A 20,614-nucleotide genomic window follows, 5' to 3' on the forward strand; every position below is an offset into this window, starting at 1 on the left:
AAATGTGACTTACCAAGGCGCAGCCAGGGAGAAAGGAATGCGCAACGGCTCGATGGGACCCTCACGTGAGCCGCACATCTCGTCATGGACACACTGCTGCACAAGCACGCATGGAAATGGCGGGACAAGCGGCATTAACTCACGCAGGTGATTGATAGAACGAAGGTGCATAGGCTTCGCTACATCGTCCAGTAAAGTTAACTTCACGCTCAGGACACAGCGTCAGTGGTCGATGCTCTTTATTGTACAGATGGTATGGTCGCGTATAGGTTTTGCATAACATAGGCCGCATTGGGTAAAAAATTGATGCTGACAAAACAAGACTTTGCACAAGGCTGCAAGGCTGAATCATCGTGCTAATGCCGACGAGAAATTGCTGATCGCGTGTACGACTTGGCGAGCACTGTCCTGAATATCCAGGATCACTTGTCCAGCCTCACCGGCTAATTTGACGCCTTGTTCTGCCTTGTCTTTACTCGCCTCCATCCTGGTCACGGCCCCCTTGGCCAATTCACGATTGTGTTGCACCACCTCGACAATCTTGGTGGTGGCTTGGCTTGTGCGCGAAGCGAGATTGCGCACTTCGTCGGCGACCACCGCAAAACCACGACCCTGCTCTCCGGCACGCGCCGCTTCGATGGCTGCGTTAAGTGCGAGAAGATTCGTTTGTTCGGCGATGCCACGGATGGTCTGCACGATGCTGCTGATGACTTCCGACTGCTGACTGACAGCATTGATACCTTCGGCTGCGTGATTCAATTCGCCAGCCAGGCTTTGCATGACATCCACTGTCTCCTGCACCACTCGTGCTCCTTCGCGCGCTGTACCGTCGGTTTTCAATGAAGTCTCACAGGCCATGCGCGCGGCTCGTGACTCAGCTTCCTGCTGGAGCACCTGAGCAGTGATATCGCTCGCAAACTTGACGAATTTGTAAAGGCTGCCGTTGGCGTCGAACACCGGATTGTAAGTCGCACGTAACCAGACGGTGTGTCCCTGGTTGTTGAGGCGCTTGAAGTTACCGGAGAAAAATTCGCCTTGATTCAAGCGCTCCCAGAACTGTCGGTACTCGTTGGATTCACTTTCGCTATGCTCACAGAACAGACGATGGTGCTTGCCAATAATCTCATCCAGGCGGTAACCCATCACTGCAAGGAAGTTTTCGTTGGCGCTGATCACTTCTCCCTGCCGGTTGAACTCAATGGTTGCCATGGAACGGTTAATCGCCTTGATTTGGCTCTCCTGCTCTTGTTCCTTCTGTACCCGGGCAGTGACATCAGTCGCAATCTTGACGACCTTGATCACCCGTCCGGATATGTCGCGAACTGGGTTATAAGTGGCCCCCAGCCAGATCTCACGCCCTTGTTTGTCCAGGCGCAGGAAGTTGTCGTTTATGACCTCACCCTTGCTCAGGCGCGACCAAAAATCTTGATAAGCGAGGCTGTTGGCGTATGTCGGCGTACAGAATAAGCGGTGATGCCGGGATTGAATTTCCTCAAGGCGATAGCCCATTAGTCTCAGGAAATTGGTATTGGCGTCGAGGACAGTGCCATCAGGTTGGAACTCAATCAGAGCCATGGAGCCACCCAGTGCAGCGAGGGTGGCTTCGCAGTCGGCCAAGCGCTGCTGGCTGATGGCCAGTTCTTTTTTGATTTGCGAGTTGAACATATGTACCTCAGTGGTATGGACTGCTTGGCACTTTCATTAAACGCAATACTTATACATAGCGATAGAGATTGTACAAGAAAATCCGTGGTTAAACACGAGGTACGCACGTTGATCGCGAATCACGCATTGATCGGGTAGGGGATTGCGCATCGGCGTTTGCCCCTCTCTTTTCGCAGCTGCCGCATGATTGGCAGAGCACTCAATATCCGACTGAAAGGGGCGCACGGATGGCGCCTAAAGTCATTTCCGTAGCCGGTTATCGCGCAAGGTTTTGACGCCGCAAAGTCAGGCCACAGTGCCGCCCTTTCGAGTAGGGCGGCTGTCTTCCCCTTCGGGCGGCTACCATTGGGTATCGCTTATTTATCAATTTCCTCGGTACGTGGAGAAACCATAGGGGCTGAGAAGCAACGGGATGTGGTAGTGCGGGACAGTGCCGTCCACCTCAAATATGACGGGTACCTCCGGAAAGAAGCTGGATGTTTTGTGCGCCTTGAACCACTCGCCAGTCTTGAAGGTGACACGGTACGTACCTTTCTCCAGACCCCGACCTTCCGGATACAGCCCGGTAATACGACCTTGCTCATTGGTTGCCGCGCTGTTGAGCATGTCCCAGTTTTTCCCATCCTGTTTTTCCAACGTGACATTGACTCCAGGGGAGGGCAGGCCATCCTGCAAGTTGAGTACATGCACGCTCAATGGATTTGTTGCCGCTGATGCAAGGGCTGAAAGAGCACTCAATACAGCGCCAGCGAAGAAGCTTTTCAATACAGTCATGGTGATGTCCTTAGTTTTTAACGGCAGGTAAAACTTTGTTGATAGCGACCTCTGCGCAACCTTCATCGTGTGCTGCGCCCCCCGCACCAGCCACCCCGATGGCGCCGATGACCTGACCATCGAATTTCAAGGGCACGCCTCCACCGAGCAGTAACAACTCATCGAGGGTGTTGAGGTTTTCAGCATCTGGAATAGCGCGAGCACGCTCCGCCAACACGCGCGTCGACGTCTTGGTCGACAGGGCGGTATAGGCTTTACGTTGTGCGGCTAAGGTGTTGTGCGGGCCGACATTGTCATCGCGTTGCACGGCAACCAGATTGCCGCCACGGTCGACAACTGCGGCAACGGCTGTGCGGCCATCGCCGTGACAGGCCGTCAGCGCGGCATTTAGCAAATCGTTGGCCATTGCAAGTGACACGTCCTTGCGCTGCGCAACTTGATCCGGGGCTGCAACGGCGAATGCAGAGCTCATTGCGAGTGGGATCAGCAATGAAGTCGATAGGCTTTTACGCATGCTGTTTCCTTGGTGGGTTGAGTCTGTCTGAGTCATTGCCAGACATCATGAACAGCGCACCCCGTCAGAATGATTGCCTGCGGATTACCAATATGTAATGTGAGAAATCAGCGAAGCGGGCTAGCCTGTGCTCCAGTCCTGGAGGAAAAAATGCGTATCCTGGTGGTTGAAGATGAAACGAAAATGGCGGATTACCTGCGCAAAGCCCTGACTGAATCGGGCTATGTCGTAGAGATCGCCCTTGACGGGCTGGATGGCCAGCATTTGGCGCAGGAGAGTGAGTACGATCTGATCATTCTGGATGTCATGCTGCCGGGGTTGGATGGCTGGCAATTGCTGCAAATCATCCGCCGTAAGTGGCAGACCCCGGTGCTGTTTCTCACCGCACGTGATTCGGTTGATGATCGGGTCAAAGGGCTGGAGTTGGGGGCCGATGATTATCTGGTCAAACCCTTTTCCTATGCCGAGCTGTTGGCGCGCGTACGCACTTTGCTGCGCCGTGGCCCGCCTCGCGAGGTGGAGCATTTTGTGGCTGGCGACCTGAGCCTGGATTTGTTGCGACGCAAGGTAACGCGCAACGGAGAGCGCCTCACCCTGACCAACAAGGAATTCGCCCTGCTGCATCTTCTGCTCAGTCGTGAAGGGGAGGTGCTATCGCGTTCGTTGATTGCCTCACAGATCTGGCAAATGAACTTTGACAGTGACACCAATGTGGTGGATGTCGCGATTCGTCGCCTGCGGGCCAAGGTCGACGATCCATACTCGCTCAAGTTGATACACACAGTGCGTGGTATCGGTTACATGCTTGAGGTGCAATCTTGACTCTTTTTCCGCGCACCCTGAGCCTGCGCCTGGCGATCATGTTCGCATTGGTCAGCGCACTGTTACTGGGCTCCATTGGTTTTTATCTTTATCAATCGTTACAGCGAGAGATTGCGTGGCGCGACGACCAAGCCCTGCTGGGACGCCTGGAGCGAATGCAAGCATTGATCAGCGATAGCGACAGCATCGAGCAACTGCGAGCTCGGCCCAAGCTTTACGAAAACATGCTGGGCAATCGCGACAGTCTGCTATGGATTGTCGATGACACCGGCAAGGTGTTGATCGAAATCAACCCGGTGGGTATGACTTTTCCAAAGTTGCCGGCTGCCCCCCAGGCGCGCCTTGTTGAGGATCACTCTTCCGAGCCTGTGCGGCTTGCCTGGCAGGATGTCATGCAGGGTGATCGCGGCTTGACCCTGATCGCTGGCAAGTTGTTGGCTGAGCGTGAGCAGATGCTGGGGGTTTACCGACTCAGGCTTTGGTTGGCCATGTCAGTCGGAGCGCTATTGGCTTTTGCATTCGGTTGGTGGGTTAGTCAACGAGGCCTGCACCCTGTGCGCCTGCTGGCCAAGCGCGCTGCCGGAATCGATGTGCAGCATCTGCATCTGCGGCTGGATGAGTTCAGTGAGCTGAATGAGCTCAAACCGCTGTGTAATGCCCTCAACCAGATGCTTGCACGCCTTGAGGACGGATTCGCCCAGCTTTCACGTTTCTCCGAAGACCTCGCCCATGAGATGCGAACCCCACTAGGCAACCTGATGGGACATACCCAACAAACCCTGAGGCGCAGTCGTTCTATAGAGGACTATCAGAACCTGCTGGTTTCCAATCAGGAAGAGTATGAAAGGCTGGCCCGCATGATCGACAGCATGCTGTTTCTCGCTCGCACCGAGCAGCCAAACGCTTGCGTAAAATTCGAGCAAATCAACCTGCACGATCTGATCGAGCAGCTCTGTGAGTATTTCGAAGGGGTAGCGCAAGAACGAGATGTACAGCTGATAAACCAGGCCCAGGATCAATTGCTGGGGGATCCAGGCTTGATCCGTCGAGCACTGGCTAACTTGCTGGCGAATGCGCTGCGCTATGCAACTCCTACCTCTGCAGTGACGATCTGCAGCAGGGTTTTGGAGCACCGTCTCAACATCACGGTGCACAACCACGGCGAGCCGATTGCGGCAGAACATCTTCCACGATTGTTTGAGCGCTTTTACCGGTGTGACCCATCACGCAATCAACCCGACGATTCAGGTGGTCTGGGATTGGCCATCGTTCGTTCGATTATGCAACTGCATGGCGGTTGTATAACCGTTGATAGCAGTGACGCAGGTACGAGCTTTCACTTGGAGTTTCCCCTTATAAACGCCTGAGCTCTAACCGAAGGTATTGCACACGACACAGCGAATGATGGCAAATTGCCCTATAGTGAGTCTCGTTGCAGTGGTGACCATCGAGGAAGCAGCAAATGGAGCTCGAAAATTTTTCTTTCGAGCACATGCGAAAGGGGGAGTCGCAGTGCAGAGCACAAATCGTATCGGATCTGATTCCTTGGGAATTTTTTTCAATGCTCAGCGACCTTCAAATCGGCATTTATCGTTCGTTCACCCGCGATCTCTTTTAGCTTCAACGGTGCTTGCCAAGGCTCGGCTCTCACTCTGCGCCTTGGAAAAGTTAAAGTGATGCTTACCAGGCGGCGCCGCTCCCTGGCAGGTTTCATTATCCTCGCTGTCGGATTGGTCGGTTTTTCAGCTCTGTTACTGCTGAAGTCTGAGACTGAGCGTAGAGAAAAGCGTTTCTCGGAATACGTGCAAAATATTTCAGGTATCGTGCGAAATCAGCTTGATACTAATGAGGCTGTGCTGGCGGGTTTCTCGGCATTTCTTCAGGCCGTCGATCAGAGCGATACGGAAGCTGCGGCCCGGTATGCAGCTGTCGTTTTAGCCGCTTACCCTCATATTTATATGCTTGAGGCGGCGCGGGCGGTACCCATCGCCGAACAGGCGGCTTTTGAAGATCTGTTGCGCCGTACTTGGCGTCCAGACTTTCAACTCAAGGATTTTCCGAGTCTCACTCACCAACCTGCGCAACATCAGGTCTATCTCAATGAGACTTGGCCTGTGTTGTTCATGTACCCCTTACTCCCTGAATCGAGTTCGATCTATGGCGTCAAGCTAGAAACCGTCGCCTATCTCTCCTATGCGTTGGCTCGAACACACAATAATCAGAAGCCGGTCGTATCGCCTGTTTTCTCAATGTATGAGGGCGGTGACGCTTACATTCTGATGCAGTCAGTCATTCGTCCTGAACAGGATCGAGAGAACACTCGCCCCAATTTCTTTGGCAGCACGATGGTGTCTTTGCTTTTGATCAAGACGGATTCGCTAAAGGATGCTGTGAGTTATGCGAACGTGGATCCCCTGGTTCGCGTCAGTGCGGCCCTGAAAACCGCTGCAGGATCTGAAAGCAATGTTTTTTCAACGCAGACCGAGCAAGCCTGTATCTTGGATCGCTTCCTATTACCGGCGCTATCTGACCGGGTCGAGATCAGGAGTGTTTCGCAACCGATGACCTTGTTGTTTGAGCGTCAGTTGCGATTGGAGGATATTCTGACAGCGCAAACATTGATCATCCTTGCGGTTCTCGCGGGGGCGTTCGTGCTTGTGCCTGTGGTGTTGACTCGGCATTTCAAAGCGATCGAAAGAGCAGAGGTTGAACACGAACGCTCGGTTTATCTCGCAACTCATGACGTGCTCACCCAATTGCCTAATCGCTACCTTTTCGCCGATCGCTTTGAACAGGCCTCCGCCGATTGGAACGTGAACGGGGTTCCGTTTGCCGTGCTGTTGATCGACCTGGATCACTTCAAGGATATCAACGATAAGTACGGCCATGAGGTCGGCGATCAGGTTCTCCGAGCGGTCGCAAATCGCATGCTTCAAGCCACTCGCTCGTGTGACACCATCGCACGCTACGGCGGGGATGAGTTCGTGATTCTGGTTACAGGCATTACCCACCCCGAGAGTGCGGAACTGAAGGCGGCGAGAGTGCTCGAAACCATCGAGCAGACAGTCGTGACCAGTGCGGGAGAGCTTTCAATATCGTGCAGTATTGGTGTCTCGCTCTGTCCTATCCATGGCAATAGTCTCGATACATTGCTTAAGGCAGCGGATCAGGCCATGTATGGCGTTAAACAACTGGGGCGAAGAGGAGTCGCGATGACTGAGTCCCCGCAAGCTTGAGATGCTAATAGGATGTTCAGGCTCATTTAATCGCTAAGTTCGGCAACAAAAAAAGCCAGGGAGCCAGGCTCTATTAAAGGTTCTCTGGATGCAGATATCATTTTTGCATATCGGCATTCCGACTTCTGATGCGGCCTTCCAGAATGAAATAACTTGCAACTCTTGTGTGATTGAGAAACCGCACGCGTCTCTCTAGATTTGATGTCGCAATGCCGGGCCCCTCTGACAGCTACCCGCTGCCATGTCGGAGTTGCAGTTTGTACAACTTCGACACTTAGAGGAGGGGCTCATGACTGCCCTAGAACCGTTCTTCCTGGCCGAGTTCCTCGGCACCGCCACTTGGTTGTGGCTAGTCTTTATCAGCATCGTGATAGGCCTGTTGGTCTTCGACCTCGGGGTTCTCCACCGTGAGCAGCGAGAAATCGGCGTTACTGAAAGTCTGCTGCTGTCTGCTGGCTATATCACGGCTGGCTTGCTGTTTGGCCTCTGGGTCTGGCAGGTCAAGGGGGTTGACGCCGGGATGGATTTCTACACCGGTTTTCTGATCGAGAAATCGTTGTCGATGGACAACGTGTTCCTGATGGCGATGATCTTCAGCTTCCTCTCTATCCCGCGCAGGTATCAGCACGAGGTGCTGTTCTGGGGCATTCTCGGTGTCATCGTGATGCGCGCGATCATGATTGGCCTGGGGGCGGCGCTGATCGCCGAGTTCAGCTGGATTCTCTATGTGTTCGGCATCTTCCTGCTGTTAACTGGAGTGAAGATGCTGTTCAGCAAGGTCGATGCCCATCCAAACCTTAGCGAAAACCTGCTGGTGAAGTTCCTGCGCAAACACATGCGGGTGACCGAGCAACTGCATGAAGGGCGCTTCTTTGTCCGTCAGGCAGATGCCAGCGGCAAGTCCGTGGTCTGGGCGACGCCGTTGTTCTTGGCCTTGGTGCTGATCGAGTGTGCCGACCTGGTGTTCGCCGTGGACAGTGTGCCGGCGATCTTCGCCATCACCCAAGACCCCTTCATCGTCTACACCTCGAACATCTTCGCCATCCTTGGCCTGCGTGCGTTGTATTTCGCCCTGGCGGCGATGATTCACCGCTTCGCCTACCTAAAGTACGCGCTGGCACTGGTGCTGGTGTTTATCGGAGGCAAGATCTTCCTGGTCGGCATCATCGGCAAGATTCCGGCGGTTATTTCCCTGAGCGTGACCCTGGTGCTGCTGCTGGGCGGTGTGCTGCTGTCGCTGTGGAAAACCCGCGTCCAGGCCTCTGCTGGCACGCAGGAGTAAATCCAAAAAGGTGGTGGCCCCGGTCGGCTACCTCCTAGCGAATTGGCGACTCTGAGAAATGGGGTAGTGATGAACAAGACGCTGCAAAGGATACCAAAGGGGCTATTACTGCTGCCGGCGCAGTCGAATTAGTTTTGGCCAAGGTCAGTTATCCCACCACGAGGCGTGTTTGCCTGCGATAAAAGGCGTGAATTGCCCATACCACCCCGACCAATAGCAACCCTGTCCCAAGCGCTTCCATAGGAGAGGGCCAGCGTTGGTTGATCAGCAGGCCCATCGTAGTTGCATAAATGGTTCCGCTGGCGATCAATTGCCCGCTGAGCGCCAAAGGTAGACGTCGAGTTGCAATTGACCACGCCCAGGCACCCGCAAGGGTAGCCCCTAACCCCTGAATCAACCCACAGACTAATAGCGCCTGAGTACCTGCTAACCCGCTCGGATGGCTAGCGAAGTGGGACAGGTTCAAGTGCAGACCAACGGGTATGAACGCCAGCATCTCGACGCTGCACATGAAGATCAGCATGGCTGACCACAACATTGGCGACATGCTTGGGCGCTGAGCCAAAGCACTTTCATTTAACAATCCAAAGCCCGTCCAAAATCCAATTGCCATTAACGATGCGAGCAGCCCCAGCAGTATCGAATGGGTCGGGAGCACCACCTTTGCGGCGCTAAAATCAAACACGCTCAAGTTGACCAAACTTATGCCCAATGCGGCCACCAGCAGCGGCCCGGCAATGGCGCGCCAGGGCACGCTGGAGCTTCGCATGTTACCGGCAATCGCTAGCACAATCGGTACTGACCCCATCATTACCGGAGGAATCACCGGCCCAGCTGCCAAGACCGCAGTGGTGATCAGGAAGAAGTAGCCGATGTATCCCAAGAAGCCCAGCAGTGCTGCACAGGCCCAGTCGGTGAGTCGCAATTGCCTCACTTCGCTACGGTAAACAAACAGCACAAGCAGACTACCTAAACCGGCAAAGGCATAGCTCACCACAGCCAGATCAAAAAGGCTGTAATCGCCGACCAACCCCGGAAAGATGTAGAGAAGGGACCAGGAAAAAGTGGCGGCAATGGCCGCTATTAAACCTAGGGTCATACGCTCTGCTCCTTCTGGCACAGCTTCCGGATCCAGCAATGAGCTACGTGCCGGGCAGTGTCGAATACCCGCACATCCTGGCCCATGGCGCCGCTGACAAAACTACCCTCCAGCAAGATAAAGAGCCCCTCAGCAACTGCGTCAGGGTCGCTTGTACCGGCGCTCACAGCCAAGTCAGTAAGTTTTTCGCGTATCCCTTGCTTATGCCTGCTCACTGCCAAATGCACAGGGTGGCTAAACTTGGGGAATTCAGCCGCACTGTTGACGAACAGGCACCCGCGCTCGCTATCTTGCAAAAGAAAGCGTTGATACAAATCGAAAAAAGCGAGCATGCCACTGACCGGGTCAGGATGCCCTGCCAAGGTGCGCGCTACCTCTTCACGCCAGCGTCGGTCACGCTCCTCAAGGCAAGCCACTATCAGCGCATCTTTGGAGGGGAAATGGTTGTAGAGCGTCATCTTGGTAACGCCCGCCATCGCGGCGATGGCCATCACACCAGTAATGTTTATACCTTGTGACAGAAATAGCTTCAGCGCTGAGTCAATCAAGCGCTCGCGGGTATTGTCCAATTTAAGGCACTCCGGCATAGGGACGGAATTGACTATACTGACCGGTAAGATCTGGATGTACCCAAATACGACCTGAATCATGGCCGCTACGACACAAGCCACAGCATGCTAAGGCGGCAGTAAATCGTAGGTTTGGCCAATCAGGACGTTCGCTACGCTAGCTAAACGCACCCTGCACCCGAGTGGTTAACGCATACGCTCTTGCCTCTGGTATGTGACGGGAATCGATCCACTGGGTAAGGATGTGCATTTATGGGGCTAGTTGTAGAGGTCGGCAAAGCGCCAATAACATCATCTTTGAAGCCGATTACGCTTGCAGCGACGTTTGAGGGCTTGCCTATTACATCGGATAAATCACTGAAGCTGAAACAAGCCCGTTTTCTGGCAATTTAGCGCCACGATGCTATCTTTTAACATCTATCAACCGAAATGGAGGTCGTCTTCAAGAAACCGATCGCTTCGAAGCAATAGGTAAGTTTGGACGGCAATACACGATTGTTGAATCAACGAGCCAGTCGTCACGAGATGCCATGATTGGCGATGAGTCAAAGTGGGTTAACGGATCATCATATTTGCGCGCGATAGATTTTTGGCCGGTCAGTCAAATCAGCGATTCCGAGTTTATAATTTTTCTCACCGGAGAAAAAGTGAAGAGGCTTAAATGAGCGCATTTCAATTTTCCGATTACCAAATCAAGCAAAGCAAACCGAGCTTGTTAGATCGCGGACTAAGTAGTAGCTAGAATTTTAAGGTCTACGATAAGACCCAATTAATGCCACTGACGTTTTATTTCCTGCCACTGCTCGTCTGACAGCCACTTATCTGCCAACGGAAAGAAAATATTTTCCTCCGAGTCCATATGATCGAAATATTTTTTGATAAAGTCATCGATAGTGTCAGCAATTACTCTCGTTTCCTGAGTTGTATCCTCCAACATCTTTAGCTGTCCAGCAATGCGTCCAAATGCTTGATGATCTCGCTCGATATCCTTGACCCGTCGGTGGATCGGTGCCTCAGTCCCTAGCAAATACAGCCGAATAAGTTCTTCATTTTCATGGTGGTGTTGTTCTGCGTCACCATGCATGGCTTCCAGCATCTTGAACAACAACTTGCAGTCATCAGAACCATCGGATTCATGCCTTATCTTCCTCAGCAACTCTTTGATCTGAGTGATTTTTATAGCTGCCTCATGATGATAGGCCTGAAGTTCTTTCAACAAGACGTTCATATCAAAACCTCGTCACGACACCAAACCATCTCACAGAAAATTTATTAACTAGCAACCTCAAAGGCAACCAATATTTTAAATTTCCATATATATCAATACCTTGTTAATCGAGCTCGCCAAAATGACTTAACATCTTTAGTATAGGCGAGCATAGAGCTCTCATCCCCGAAAATTTGCCGCCTTTTGAAAGAATTAAATATTAAATGAATAATCATATGCACCATTTAGATCTTTCGGATGTCGTCGCGCGAATACCGAGGGAGAGAGCGGTGCCGCCCATAAGGTAGATCCCGAGCGTTTTTTAGGAAGCTTCCAGTCAACTCATGTCCGCTCATGCTCCAAATCGGAAATTGACAACGGTCGTTTGCGATGGTGTCATATGGCCACTAATAGCGAAGGGGGCTTGGATAGGGCGTGAAGATGATATCGAGAGCTGTTGTCCCTGAAATTCGAACGGAAAGGGGATCCATGCGAAACAAAACGGATTTCTACTGCGAGACCACGACCAGAGCTTTTAATCTCTGTGCCTAATGTGTAGAAGCTGCGACTGAAGACCACCTACCAGACTCAAGTTGAAGGCGTAGATCCTCGGGTGCTTTGAGTCCCTGCAGGAGACGTACTCTTATCTGTTTCACACTCTCACCATTCAATGCTCCTGCGCCGTTGGCAACGCTGCGAGCAGTAGCGCACTTGAGCCCAGCAGCGCGCCCATTTCTTGCGCCAGGCGAAGGGCAGTCCGCAGACCGCACAGGTTTTGACCGGGAGTTCACTCTTCTTCAAAACGACTCCCCGGCATCCAGTTTGGCGAGCAGTTTCTGGCCACGATCCCATAGCGCTTGCTGCTTTGATTCAGTCATGCGATCGAGGTTTTTGTAGACCATGCCCATGCGCTGATTGCCGCGCAAAAGGTCGGCGTGACGCATTAGAAAATGCCAGTAAAGCGAATTGAAAGGGCAGGCGTCGTCCGTCGTGCTTTCACTGACTTTGTACACGCAATTACGGCAGTAGTCGGACATGCGCTTTATGTATTGGCCACTGGCGCAATAAGGCTTGGAGCCCAGGTAACCACCATCGGCGTGCATGACCATGCCCAGTGTGTTGGGTAGTTCGACCCAGTCGAATGCGTCCATGTAGATCGCCAGGTACCAGTCGCAAATCCGGGTTGGCGCGATGCCGGCCAGCAGTGCAAAGTTGCCGGTCACCATCAGCCGCTGGATATGGTGGGCATAGGCATGTTTCAAACTTTGGCCGATCGCTTGGCCCATACAATTCATCCTGGTGTCGCCCGTCCAATAGAACTCTGGGAGCGGTCTGCTGTTGCCAAACAGATTGCCATAGGCGTAGTCGGGCATCTTCAGCCAATAGACGCCCCGAACGTATTCACGCCAGCCGATGAGTTGGCGGATAAAGCCTTCAGCTGCATTCAGCGGGATCCTGTGCGCCCAATAAGCAGCTTCCACGTCGTTACACAATTTACGCAGATCCAGCAGACCAATATTCAGCGCGGCGCTTATCCGCGCATGAAACAGGAAGGGCTCATCACTGGCCATCGCATCTTGGTAGTCGCCGAAGGCTGCCAGCCCCCAGTCGAGGAAGTAGTCCCACAAGGCTTGGGCATCGTCGTGGGTCACCGGGTAGTCAAAGTTGTCGAGGGCGCCATAGTGGCCGGAGAAGTTTTTTGCGACCAGCTCCAGCACGTCCTGTGTCATCGCATCGGCCGAAAAGCGCATGGGCGAGGGGGCTCTTAAGCCTTTGGGAAGTGCCTTTCGGTTTTCGGCATCAAAGTTCCAGGCGCCGCCGACCGGGCTGCCGTCACCATTGAGTAACAAGCCGCTCTTGCGCCGCATCTCACGATAAAAGAACTCCATGCGCAGTTGTTTTTTATCCTTGGCCCAGGACGAAAACTCGGCGCGGGTGCAGAGAAAACGGCTATCGCTATGCCAATGGATCGCTAAGCCACAGTCCTTGAGCGACTGCTCCAGGCGCCAATCTCCACACTCGGTCAGGTGCAGTTCCACTGGGTGCAGCAGCGACTGCCAACGTCGTAACTCTCCTGGCACCGATCCGCTGTTGTGCGGATCGTCAAGGGTGACGTATTGCACTCGCAGGCCGAGCTGCTTCAATGCTTCGGCAAAATGGCGCATCGCACTGAAGATCAGCGCGATTTTTTGCGGATGATGAGGTACATGGCTAGCTTCCTCCATCACCTCAACCAGCAGAATCGTATCCTGCTCGGCATCCAGCCCCTTTAATGATGGCAGGTCGAAGGACAACTGGTCACCCAAGACCAAACATAGTCGGTGAGTCTTGTTCATTCGACAGGTTCCAAAGGAAAGAGAATCACCAGGGTGCAGTCAGCGAAAAAGAAATGCGTAACGACTCGATGGGCCCTTCCCGTGAGCCGCACATCTCGTCATGGACACACTGCTGCACAAGCACGCAGGGGAATGGTGGGACAAACTGCAACAACTCACGCAGATGATTAATGGAGTGAAGGTGAATAGGCTTTGCTTCATCGGTCAGCAGCGTGAACTGGCCGTGATCCAGTCTGACTCGCGCCAGATAAAAACCGCCTTCCAGAGACAGCAGCTCCAGCTCTCGTACTTCTCCCTTCGCGGCCCGTTCGGTCAACGCTTGCAGATTCAACATTCACTCCCTGCCTACCAAGGTAGGCGTTCTCCGGTATATGCAAAGAAATTGCCGCTATCGGCAGGCGCCAAACGATCAATCAGTGATAACAACTCCTCGGCAGCAATACTTGCCGGCCTGGCTGCCGAGGCACTACGAAAGGGTTGTGAAAGGCCCGAAACGACGGTGCCAGGATGAAGGCTCAATAAGCGGGTATGAGGGCGTGTCCGTGCGAGTTCGATCGCAGCCGTTTTAATCAACATGTTCAATGCTGCCTTGGAGGCGCGATAGGCGTACCAGCCCCCCAAACGGTTATCGCCGATGCTGCCCACCTTGGCGGAGAGCACCGCCATCACGCCGTGGGGGTCAAGCAAGGGCAGGAAGTGACGCAAAACAAGTGCAGGCCCGAGTGTGTTGACTTGGAATATCGCCTGGAGCGCATCCGATTCAATAGATGTGTAACTTTTTTCAGGCTTGATGTCTTCGCGATGAAGCAGACCGGCAGCATGCAAAATCAACTGGTAAGGAGCTTCTTCAGCTAATTCGACGGCCGCGCTGGCGATACTGTCGGGCTTTTCCAGATCCAATCCTGGAGCACTGTTGCGCCCCAGTTCACGAACAACCGAACATTTTGGATCTTCGTTGAGCAACTCACAAAACGCGGTGCCAAGCGCTCCACTGGCGCCTATCACCAAAGCACGGTAGCCCTCGCCAAGGGAGTTCATACGGAAGGAACTGTTCATTTAGCCTCTGCGCAGAAAGACATGTTTTTTCGGCGCTAACCGATTCGTCCTATCAACTGAAGGAATTCGTGACGCGTAGCGGACGAATCGCGAAAGGCGCCCAGCATCACCGATGTGGTCATCACCGAGTTTTGCTTCTCCACGCCTCGCATCATCATGCACATGTGCTTTGCCTCAATAACCACAGCCACACCGGCTGCATCGGTCATGTGCTGAAGGGCGTCGGCAATTTGTTTGGTGAGGTTTTCCTGAATCTGTAAGCGTCGGGCAAACATATCCACCACTCGTGCGACCTTGGACAGGCCCAATACCCTGCCTGTCGGGATGTACGCGACATGAGCTTTGCCGATGAAGGGCAACATGTGGTGCTCGCACAATGAATACAGTTCGATGTCGCGCACGATGACCATTTCGTCGTTCAGCGATTCGAACAGTGCGCCGTTGATAACTTCCTCAAGATTCATCGTGTAGCCGTTGCAAAGGTACTGCATCGCTTTGGCTGCGCGCTTGGGCGTATCCAGCAGTCCCTCACGGTCAGGGTTCTCGCCTATGGCGACGAGAATTTCACGGTAATGCTCGGCTATTGATGGGTTCATTTAGACTCCTCGCAGCCATGCTGCGCTTCATCAGACGGCAATCCTTGGTGGTAGGGCCGTTTCTACTGCGCACGATATGAGGCAGATAACACGAGTTGCGCGAGATCACCTGTGGCTCAGGCTCTTCGTCGCGCACCGGTCACCGATACATCGACGGCGGCCATCGGGGTGAGGTAACCACGCTAAATGGGGACGAAGACGACAAAACAGCCGATAACAGAGTACAAGCAGCGGTCTGAGTGCACGCCAGCTAAGCGGTTGGGCCCAAAATCCCAGGCCAGCGGCACGCCAGCTCCATAGGGTGGCATCCAGACCGCTAACCCAGCGGCCGTCGGCGAAACAGGCATGAAGCGTCGCCTGCATGTGCTCCAACGTGAAACCAAGTGCTTTGGCGTCAAACTCAGCACTGTTTATGTCAACAAAAAGCAGTCGGCTCTCTGCGGCGTGTCGGCGCAGAACCTTAATTTCTCGCGCACACAACGGGCAATCGCCGTCAAAGTACAGCGTCAGTGGCCAACACCTTTTATTATACATTGATCATGTCTCTGTATAGGTTTTGTATAAGATAAGCTCAAAAAAACGACCTGACAATCACGGGCATTCCTTTGCCGTTAAATGAACCAATCACGGCAGGCAGGCTTCACCCGCGGCACACCGACTGCAGTCACCGTAGCAGCAAACATCACGAGACTATCTTTGACGTATTTCAGGAAGCGCCACAGGCTGCCCCCGGAAATGCGGCACACCACGCCCCAGTACGGCGAAGATCAAGAGGGCGACACAGACATAGAACATCAGCTTGCCGGGCACCGACCAGGCTGGTTTAACCAGCATACGAGGGGAGGGTTTCATCACCCCCTGACAGACGGCACTACATCGCGCATCGCTGCATAGCGGGCTGAGGTGAGTCGCATTTTCTTGATCTGGCGCAAAGTATCTACCTTCCTTGGGCGTATCTTTTTTATGTTTCTAACAACATTTTTTAGAAATGCTGGAAATTGGCGCTCATCCTTTACGTTTGTCAGTGTGTTTTTTCATACTTTCAAGGGAGTCCCATGAAAACCTCATATTTCGTAGCAGCGGCAATTCTCGCTGCTGGCTTGTCTGCCATCACCCCTCACGCCAACTCGCAGACACTCGAAAAAGTTGCCGACAGGAACAAAATCACCGTGTCTTACCGCGAGGCATCGGTACCTTTCAGCTACTTGATTAGCCCCACCAAAGCCGTGGGTTTCTCAGTCGATTTAACCGATGCCATCGTTGATGATGTGCGCAGGAAGCTCAAGAAGCCGAACTTGGAAGTGGCTTACATTCCTGTGTCTTCGCAAACCCGCATTCCGTTGCTGGTCAACGGCACATACGATCTGGAGTGCGGATCCACCACCAACAACGCTGCGCGTGGCAAGGACGTAGCTTTTGCAATTAGCCATTTCTACACCGGTACGCGCCTACTGACTAAGAAGAACTCCGGCATAAAGAACTATACCGATCTCGCAAAGAAGACTGTCGCCAGCACCGCCGGTAGCACCAACGAGAAGGTCATCCGCCAATACAGTACCGACCACAATCTAGACATACAGATCGTCCTGGGCAAAGACTACGACGACTCCTTGGCACTGGTTGAAAATGATCGTGCCGTGGCGTTTGCTATGGACGATGTACTGCTGTTTGGCCTCATGGCGAACTCTAAAAATCCCGACGCGCTCGAAGTAGTGGGTGATGCGCTGCAAGTTGAACCCTATGGCTGCATGCTTCGCAAAGATGATCCTGAGTTCAAGGAATTGGTCGATGACACCATAACCCGTCTCATGACGTCAGGCGAATTCGAAAGGCTATACACCAAGTGGTTTCAATCACCGATACCTCCGAAAGGAATGAACCTGAACATGCCAATGAGCGAACAGCTCAAAGCCAATCTCAAGGCCCGCAGTGACAAACCAGCGCTGTAAAGCTACCGGGTGAAAACGACCGATTCTGCTGAAAGCCGGTTATGAACAACCTTCCGTTCGGCGTTTGCGTCAACCGGCCATGCTAACGCTGCCTAAGCTCTGATTTACCGGAAATTATTCCGGAAAATACAAGGAAGGTGTGGCATGACGTTATTGAAGTGCTGCACGTCCATTTTTGTTGCTTACCCTGGCAGGTTGCTCGACCAGCAGCGCTTATAAACCACCACCAGTGCCTTCATCCGCAGTGACGCACATACGTCCTGGCATTCAGGCCTCAACCCGCCGGCTCTTCACACAGAAGCTAAGAATGATGACTCACAGGGAGTAAACTTTCCGAAGCATTTCGTGTAGGGATTTTGGCTTACGCCCCAGCAGTCTTTCCAAGGCATGACTGCTCTGGTCGAAAGCGCCTTTGTCGATGGCATTACCCCAGCCACTGAGGAATTTCGCGACCGCAGTGGGCCAGCCCTCAGCCTCTCGAGCGGCGATAAATGCTTCAACGGAAATCGGTTGGTAACTAATCGCCTTGCCCGTCAGTAAGGCCAGGCCGTCAGCGATCTCCTGGAATGACCAAGTCTGTCCCGCGTTCAGCAGGCAAGTGCGGTTTTCATATCCTGTTTGGGTTAACAGTGAAGCACCGGCCTCTGCCAGCTCTGCATAGGTGGCGAAGCTAGCGCGACCTTTACCTACTGGGGCACTGAAGCCTTCTTTTGCTGCATTAGCACCAATGAGGAAGGGCAAATCGTCGGCGTATAACGGGTGTTGAATGATTGTGTACGTGAGGCCGGACTTCACAAGCAATTGCTCGGTAGCTATATCGCTCTCTGTCACGCCTTCAATAGGCGCCAGCTCGTCGTTGATCCGTTGAATACTGGTGTAGACCACATGACGAACACCCGCCCGGCTGGCGGCAGTGATCGCGTTTTTATGCTGGCCAATACGATCACTGAACGCGACGGCGGACACCAGGTAGATTTTTTCTAATCCCCTGAAAGCTGCCACCAGCGAATCGTAGTCCGTGTAATCCCCGTAGCGTACCTCAACACCTAATTCGGCCAGAGGCCTGGCCTTTTCAGTATCACGTGCCATTGCTACGACTTCCGATGCCGGGATTTTTTGTACCAGTGAACGCAGGACAGCATTGCCCAATCTGCCTGTCGCGCCAGTAACGAGAATTTTTGCCATGGTGCTTTGATTTCCAATCTTGATAACCAGGTGGGAAGCCATCATGACCAAAGCATCAAGGATAAATTAGTCTTCAAAAGGTAGTATTAGCTTTAACCAAAAGTTGGAGATGAATATGGAAACCCTAGGTAATCTCGAATCCTTCGTCCGTGCCGCGGAAGCCAGCAGCTTTTCCGAAGCCGCACGGCGGATGGGGGTTTCCTCTGCTGCCGTGAGTAAAAACGTGGCTCGTCTTGAAGCCAACTTGGGGACTCGCTTGTTCCAACGCAGCACCCGAAGCCTCACCCTTACCGAGGCGGGAGAGTTGTTCTATCAACAGGTCTCCCAAGGTCTTGAGACTATCCAGGATGCCATCGCTCAAATAGGTGATGCCCGAGAAGTCCCCGAAGGGCGATTGCGGGTCAATTTGGCCCCATCACTCGCTTATGATTATGTATTGCCATTGCTCAAGACTTTTAAGCAGCGTTACCCCGCTGTGGTACCGGATTGGCACTTGGAAATCCGACGCGTAGATTTGATCGGTGAAGGTTTTGACGTCGCTATCGGTGGTGGAATGGAACTGTCACCTGGCGTCATCGCGCGCGAGTTGTCCAAACTTCATCTCGTGGCTGTCGCAGCTCCGTCATGGCTTGAGGGTAAACCGCTACCCACTACGCCCAGCGATTTGCAGGGGGTAGATGGCATCGTGATGCGTTCGACAAACTCAGGGCGTTTGCTGAGCTGGACGCTTCGTGATTCTGAAGAGGGACGGTTCGATCTTAACCTGAAACCAGCTGCGATCATGAACGACCCGGAAGCGCTATGCAGCTGTGCCGTGATGGGTTTAGGTGTCGCACTGCTACCCTTGGATCGCGCGTGGCCCAGGTTGCAGCGCGGTGAGCTGGTTCGACTGTTGCCAGATTGGTATGTGGATCTAGGCGTTGTCTCGATTTACTACTCCTCCAAAAAATCTTTGCCGGCCAAAACCCGGGTGTTCGTCGACTTTCTGTTGGAGCATTTTCAACAATCGCTCTGCCAACACTTTCGTGCCGATTGACGCCTACTCCATTTGAGCACACGCCACAATTCCGCTTCGCTACAAGATCAAGATCGAATTCACTGGATCCTCCGATGGATATAAAGCACAGGCAGTATCACCTTCGCTAAAAACTCCTCGCACGTTAATGCGAAGGCAGGTAGATGGGGTAGAGCCCCCAACTTGAGTGTAAAAGCTCAGCCTCTCTTTTTCATGTTTGAGGTCTGCGACACAATCTCACGGACGATGTTGACGAAAGCCCTGAGTCCCGCTGGCATATGGCGATTCGCAGGATAGTAAAGGCGCAGCCCCGGGTACGAAGGAGTCCAGTCCTCCAATACGCGGATAAGGCTTCCTGACGCTATATGGGCAGAAGCGGCGAAATCATTAGTCCAGGCGATACCGGCGCCTTGCAAAGCCGCCTCTAACATCAGGTGGTGGCTGTCGAGCGTCAACGATCCGCTGACGTCTACTGCTTGCTCTTCACCGCGCTTCTCGAATTCCCATTTGTAGATCGTGCCGCTGGGGAAGCGCACGCGTATGCAGTTATGTACGAGGAGATCTGCCGGAACCTTTGGTTTTTTGCATTTCGCGAAGTATTGAGGGGAACCGACCACTGCAAAGCGGAGTGGGGGAGTGATCGCAATGGCAATCATGTCCTGCGGAACGCTTTCCGCCAACCGTATGCCGGCGTCGAATCCACCAGCAACGATGTCAACCAGACTTCTATCGGTAACGATGTCTACCCGCATGTCTGGATAACGCCTTAGGTACTCCAGTACCACTGGAGTCAGCACCATTTGCGCAGCACCTTCGGAGGTGTTCAGACGAAGGGTTCCCGCCGGTGTATCGCGGAATTCGCTTACCGCCTCCATAGCCGCGGAAATATCACGCAGAGCGGGCTGCACACGAATCAGAAATTGCTCCCCGGCTTCAGACAGAGAAACACTTCGCGTGGTTCTGTGGAACAACCTCACGCCAAGGCGTTTCTCCAGTGCAGCGATCGCATGACTGAGTGCTGATGGCGACATTCCCAATTCCACGGCCGCACGACGAAAGCTGCGATGAGTAGAAACTGCGACCACGGCGTTAAGTTCGAGCAGCCCGGATTTCTGCATTGTGCTAATTCCTGCATCAGTTCATCCAATATTAGCCCGATTGTTTGCGACAGTGCTGAGGCTTATCTTGGTCCACAGCAACTTTGCGCGGATCGGATTTCATAGGGGGATGTTGGCATCCAGAGCATTCAGGGATTTGATTCGGCTCAGCACGATCCGGCTCGGTACCCGGTGCAGTTGCCGCTTGGAGT

At 53.3% G+C, this 20,614-nt stretch carries 20 protein-coding genes and 2 pseudogenes; 6 read left to right on the forward strand and 16 right to left on the reverse strand.

Annotated elements, in window-relative coordinates; translation table 11 throughout:
- Positions 1 to 9: 9 nt before the first annotated feature.
- The 5 genes and pseudogenes from HGP31_RS30520 to HGP31_RS15155 form a co-directional block, all read right to left on the reverse strand.
- A pseudogene (locus HGP31_RS30520) lies at positions 10 to 204 on the reverse strand (DUF6482 family protein); the annotation flags it as partial.
- Between the two features lie 144 nt (positions 205 to 348).
- Positions 349 to 858: a methyl-accepting chemotaxis protein gene (locus tag HGP31_RS30990; RefSeq protein WP_420850698.1), complete on the reverse strand. Its 510-nt coding sequence runs from the start codon at positions 856 to 858 to the stop codon at positions 349 to 351.
- Between the two features lie 33 nt (positions 859 to 891).
- Positions 892 to 1,665 (reverse strand): annotated as a pseudogene (locus HGP31_RS30995) (PAS domain-containing protein); the annotation flags it as partial.
- A gap of 363 nt (positions 1,666 to 2,028) precedes the next feature.
- On the reverse strand, positions 2,029 to 2,439 hold the full coding sequence (gene uraH, locus HGP31_RS15150) for a hydroxyisourate hydrolase (RefSeq protein ID WP_020797493.1): 411 nt from the start codon (positions 2,437 to 2,439) through the stop codon (positions 2,029 to 2,031).
- A 10-nt stretch (positions 2,440 to 2,449) separates the two neighbouring features.
- Entirely contained in the window at positions 2,450 to 2,953 is a 504-nt protein-coding gene (locus HGP31_RS15155; protein ID WP_168758090.1) for a GlcG/HbpS family heme-binding protein, read from the reverse strand.
- A 150-nt stretch (positions 2,954 to 3,103) separates the two neighbouring features.
- On the opposite strand from HGP31_RS15155, the gene HGP31_RS15160 reads away from it, so the two are divergent.
- From HGP31_RS15160 to HGP31_RS15175, 4 genes are all read left to right on the forward strand, one after another.
- Positions 3,104 to 3,775 carry a heavy metal response regulator transcription factor gene (locus tag HGP31_RS15160; RefSeq protein WP_020797495.1) on the forward strand — a complete coding sequence of 224 codons (672 nt, stop codon included), beginning with the start codon at positions 3,104 to 3,106 and terminating at the stop codon, positions 3,773 to 3,775.
- The gene (locus tag HGP31_RS15165; protein ID WP_168758091.1) at positions 3,772 to 5,142 is read left to right on the forward strand and encodes a heavy metal sensor histidine kinase; all 1,371 of its coding nucleotides are present in this window, start codon (positions 3,772 to 3,774) and stop codon (positions 5,140 to 5,142) included. Before HGP31_RS15160 ends, HGP31_RS15165 begins: the two co-directional genes overlap by 4 nt.
- 309 nt (positions 5,143 to 5,451) lie before the next feature.
- Positions 5,452 to 7,011 (forward strand): sensor domain-containing diguanylate cyclase, encoded by a 1,560-nt coding sequence (locus HGP31_RS15170; protein ID WP_168759177.1) that lies wholly within the window; start codon positions 5,452 to 5,454, stop codon positions 7,009 to 7,011.
- A gap of 289 nt (positions 7,012 to 7,300) precedes the next feature.
- Positions 7,301 to 8,293 (forward strand): TerC family protein, encoded by a 993-nt coding sequence (locus HGP31_RS15175; protein WP_033041311.1) that lies wholly within the window; start codon positions 7,301 to 7,303, stop codon positions 8,291 to 8,293.
- A gap of 148 nt (positions 8,294 to 8,441) precedes the next feature.
- Here the strand turns inward: HGP31_RS15175 and HGP31_RS15180 are convergent, their stop codons facing one another.
- The 9 genes from HGP31_RS15180 to HGP31_RS15220 form a co-directional block, all read right to left on the reverse strand.
- Complete coding sequence (locus HGP31_RS15180; protein ID WP_033041309.1) at positions 8,442 to 9,392, reverse strand: DMT family transporter; 951 nt, start codon at positions 9,390 to 9,392, stop codon at positions 8,442 to 8,444.
- A complete protein-coding gene (locus HGP31_RS15185) occupies positions 9,389 to 9,961 on the reverse strand; it encodes a TetR/AcrR family transcriptional regulator (RefSeq protein ID WP_168758092.1) in 573 nt (190 codons plus the stop codon). Before HGP31_RS15185 ends, HGP31_RS15180 begins: the two co-directional genes overlap by 4 nt.
- Positions 9,962 to 10,730: 769 nt before the next feature.
- The gene (locus HGP31_RS15190) at positions 10,731 to 11,189 is read right to left on the reverse strand and encodes a hemerythrin domain-containing protein (protein WP_168758093.1); all 459 of its coding nucleotides are present in this window, start codon (positions 11,187 to 11,189) and stop codon (positions 10,731 to 10,733) included.
- A gap of 639 nt (positions 11,190 to 11,828) precedes the next feature.
- Complete coding sequence (locus tag HGP31_RS15195; protein ID WP_080725393.1) at positions 11,829 to 11,969, reverse strand: DUF2256 domain-containing protein; 141 nt, start codon at positions 11,967 to 11,969, stop codon at positions 11,829 to 11,831.
- On the reverse strand, positions 11,966 to 13,504 hold the full coding sequence (locus HGP31_RS15200) for a cryptochrome/photolyase family protein (RefSeq protein WP_168758094.1): 1,539 nt from the start codon (positions 13,502 to 13,504) through the stop codon (positions 11,966 to 11,968). Before HGP31_RS15200 ends, HGP31_RS15195 begins: the two co-directional genes overlap by 4 nt.
- Before the next feature lie 25 nt (positions 13,505 to 13,529).
- Entirely contained in the window at positions 13,530 to 13,835 is a 306-nt protein-coding gene (locus HGP31_RS15205) for a DUF6482 family protein (protein WP_168759178.1), read from the reverse strand.
- Between the two features lie 14 nt (positions 13,836 to 13,849).
- Entirely contained in the window at positions 13,850 to 14,560 is a 711-nt protein-coding gene (locus HGP31_RS15210; RefSeq protein ID WP_033044514.1) for an SDR family NAD(P)-dependent oxidoreductase, read from the reverse strand.
- Positions 14,561 to 14,595: 35 nt separating this feature from the next.
- Complete coding sequence (gene folE, locus HGP31_RS15215) at positions 14,596 to 15,156, reverse strand: GTP cyclohydrolase I FolE (protein WP_033044513.1); 561 nt, start codon at positions 15,154 to 15,156, stop codon at positions 14,596 to 14,598.
- Between the two features lie 105 nt (positions 15,157 to 15,261).
- Positions 15,262 to 15,690, reverse strand: a complete 429-nt coding sequence (locus HGP31_RS15220) for a thiol-disulfide oxidoreductase DCC family protein (RefSeq protein ID WP_168758095.1) — start codon at positions 15,688 to 15,690, stop codon at positions 15,262 to 15,264.
- 521 nt (positions 15,691 to 16,211) lie between these two features.
- Here HGP31_RS15220 and HGP31_RS15225 point away from each other — a divergent pair.
- Positions 16,212 to 17,105 (forward strand): transporter substrate-binding domain-containing protein, encoded by an 894-nt coding sequence (locus HGP31_RS15225; RefSeq protein ID WP_168758096.1) that lies wholly within the window; start codon positions 16,212 to 16,214, stop codon positions 17,103 to 17,105.
- Between the two features lie 315 nt (positions 17,106 to 17,420).
- Here HGP31_RS15225 and HGP31_RS15230 read toward each other — a convergent pair whose 3' ends face one another.
- Positions 17,421 to 18,335: an SDR family oxidoreductase gene (locus HGP31_RS15230; protein ID WP_240963483.1), complete on the reverse strand. Its 915-nt coding sequence runs from the start codon at positions 18,333 to 18,335 to the stop codon at positions 17,421 to 17,423.
- A gap of 70 nt (positions 18,336 to 18,405) precedes the next feature.
- On the opposite strand from HGP31_RS15230, the gene HGP31_RS15235 reads away from it, so the two are divergent.
- Positions 18,406 to 19,326, forward strand: coding sequence for a LysR family transcriptional regulator (locus tag HGP31_RS15235; RefSeq protein ID WP_168758097.1), 921 nt, complete (start codon positions 18,406 to 18,408; stop codon positions 19,324 to 19,326).
- Positions 19,327 to 19,502: 176 nt separating this feature from the next.
- On the opposite strand, the gene HGP31_RS15240 is transcribed toward HGP31_RS15235, so the two are convergent.
- Entirely contained in the window at positions 19,503 to 20,423 is a 921-nt protein-coding gene (locus HGP31_RS15240; RefSeq protein ID WP_168758098.1) for a LysR substrate-binding domain-containing protein, read from the reverse strand.
- Positions 20,424 to 20,614 lie beyond the last annotated feature (191 nt).

It is taken from the genome of Pseudomonas umsongensis, from assembly GCF_012647205.1.
Taxonomy (GTDB): Bacteria; Pseudomonadota; Gammaproteobacteria; order Pseudomonadales; family Pseudomonadaceae; genus Aquipseudomonas; species Aquipseudomonas umsongensis.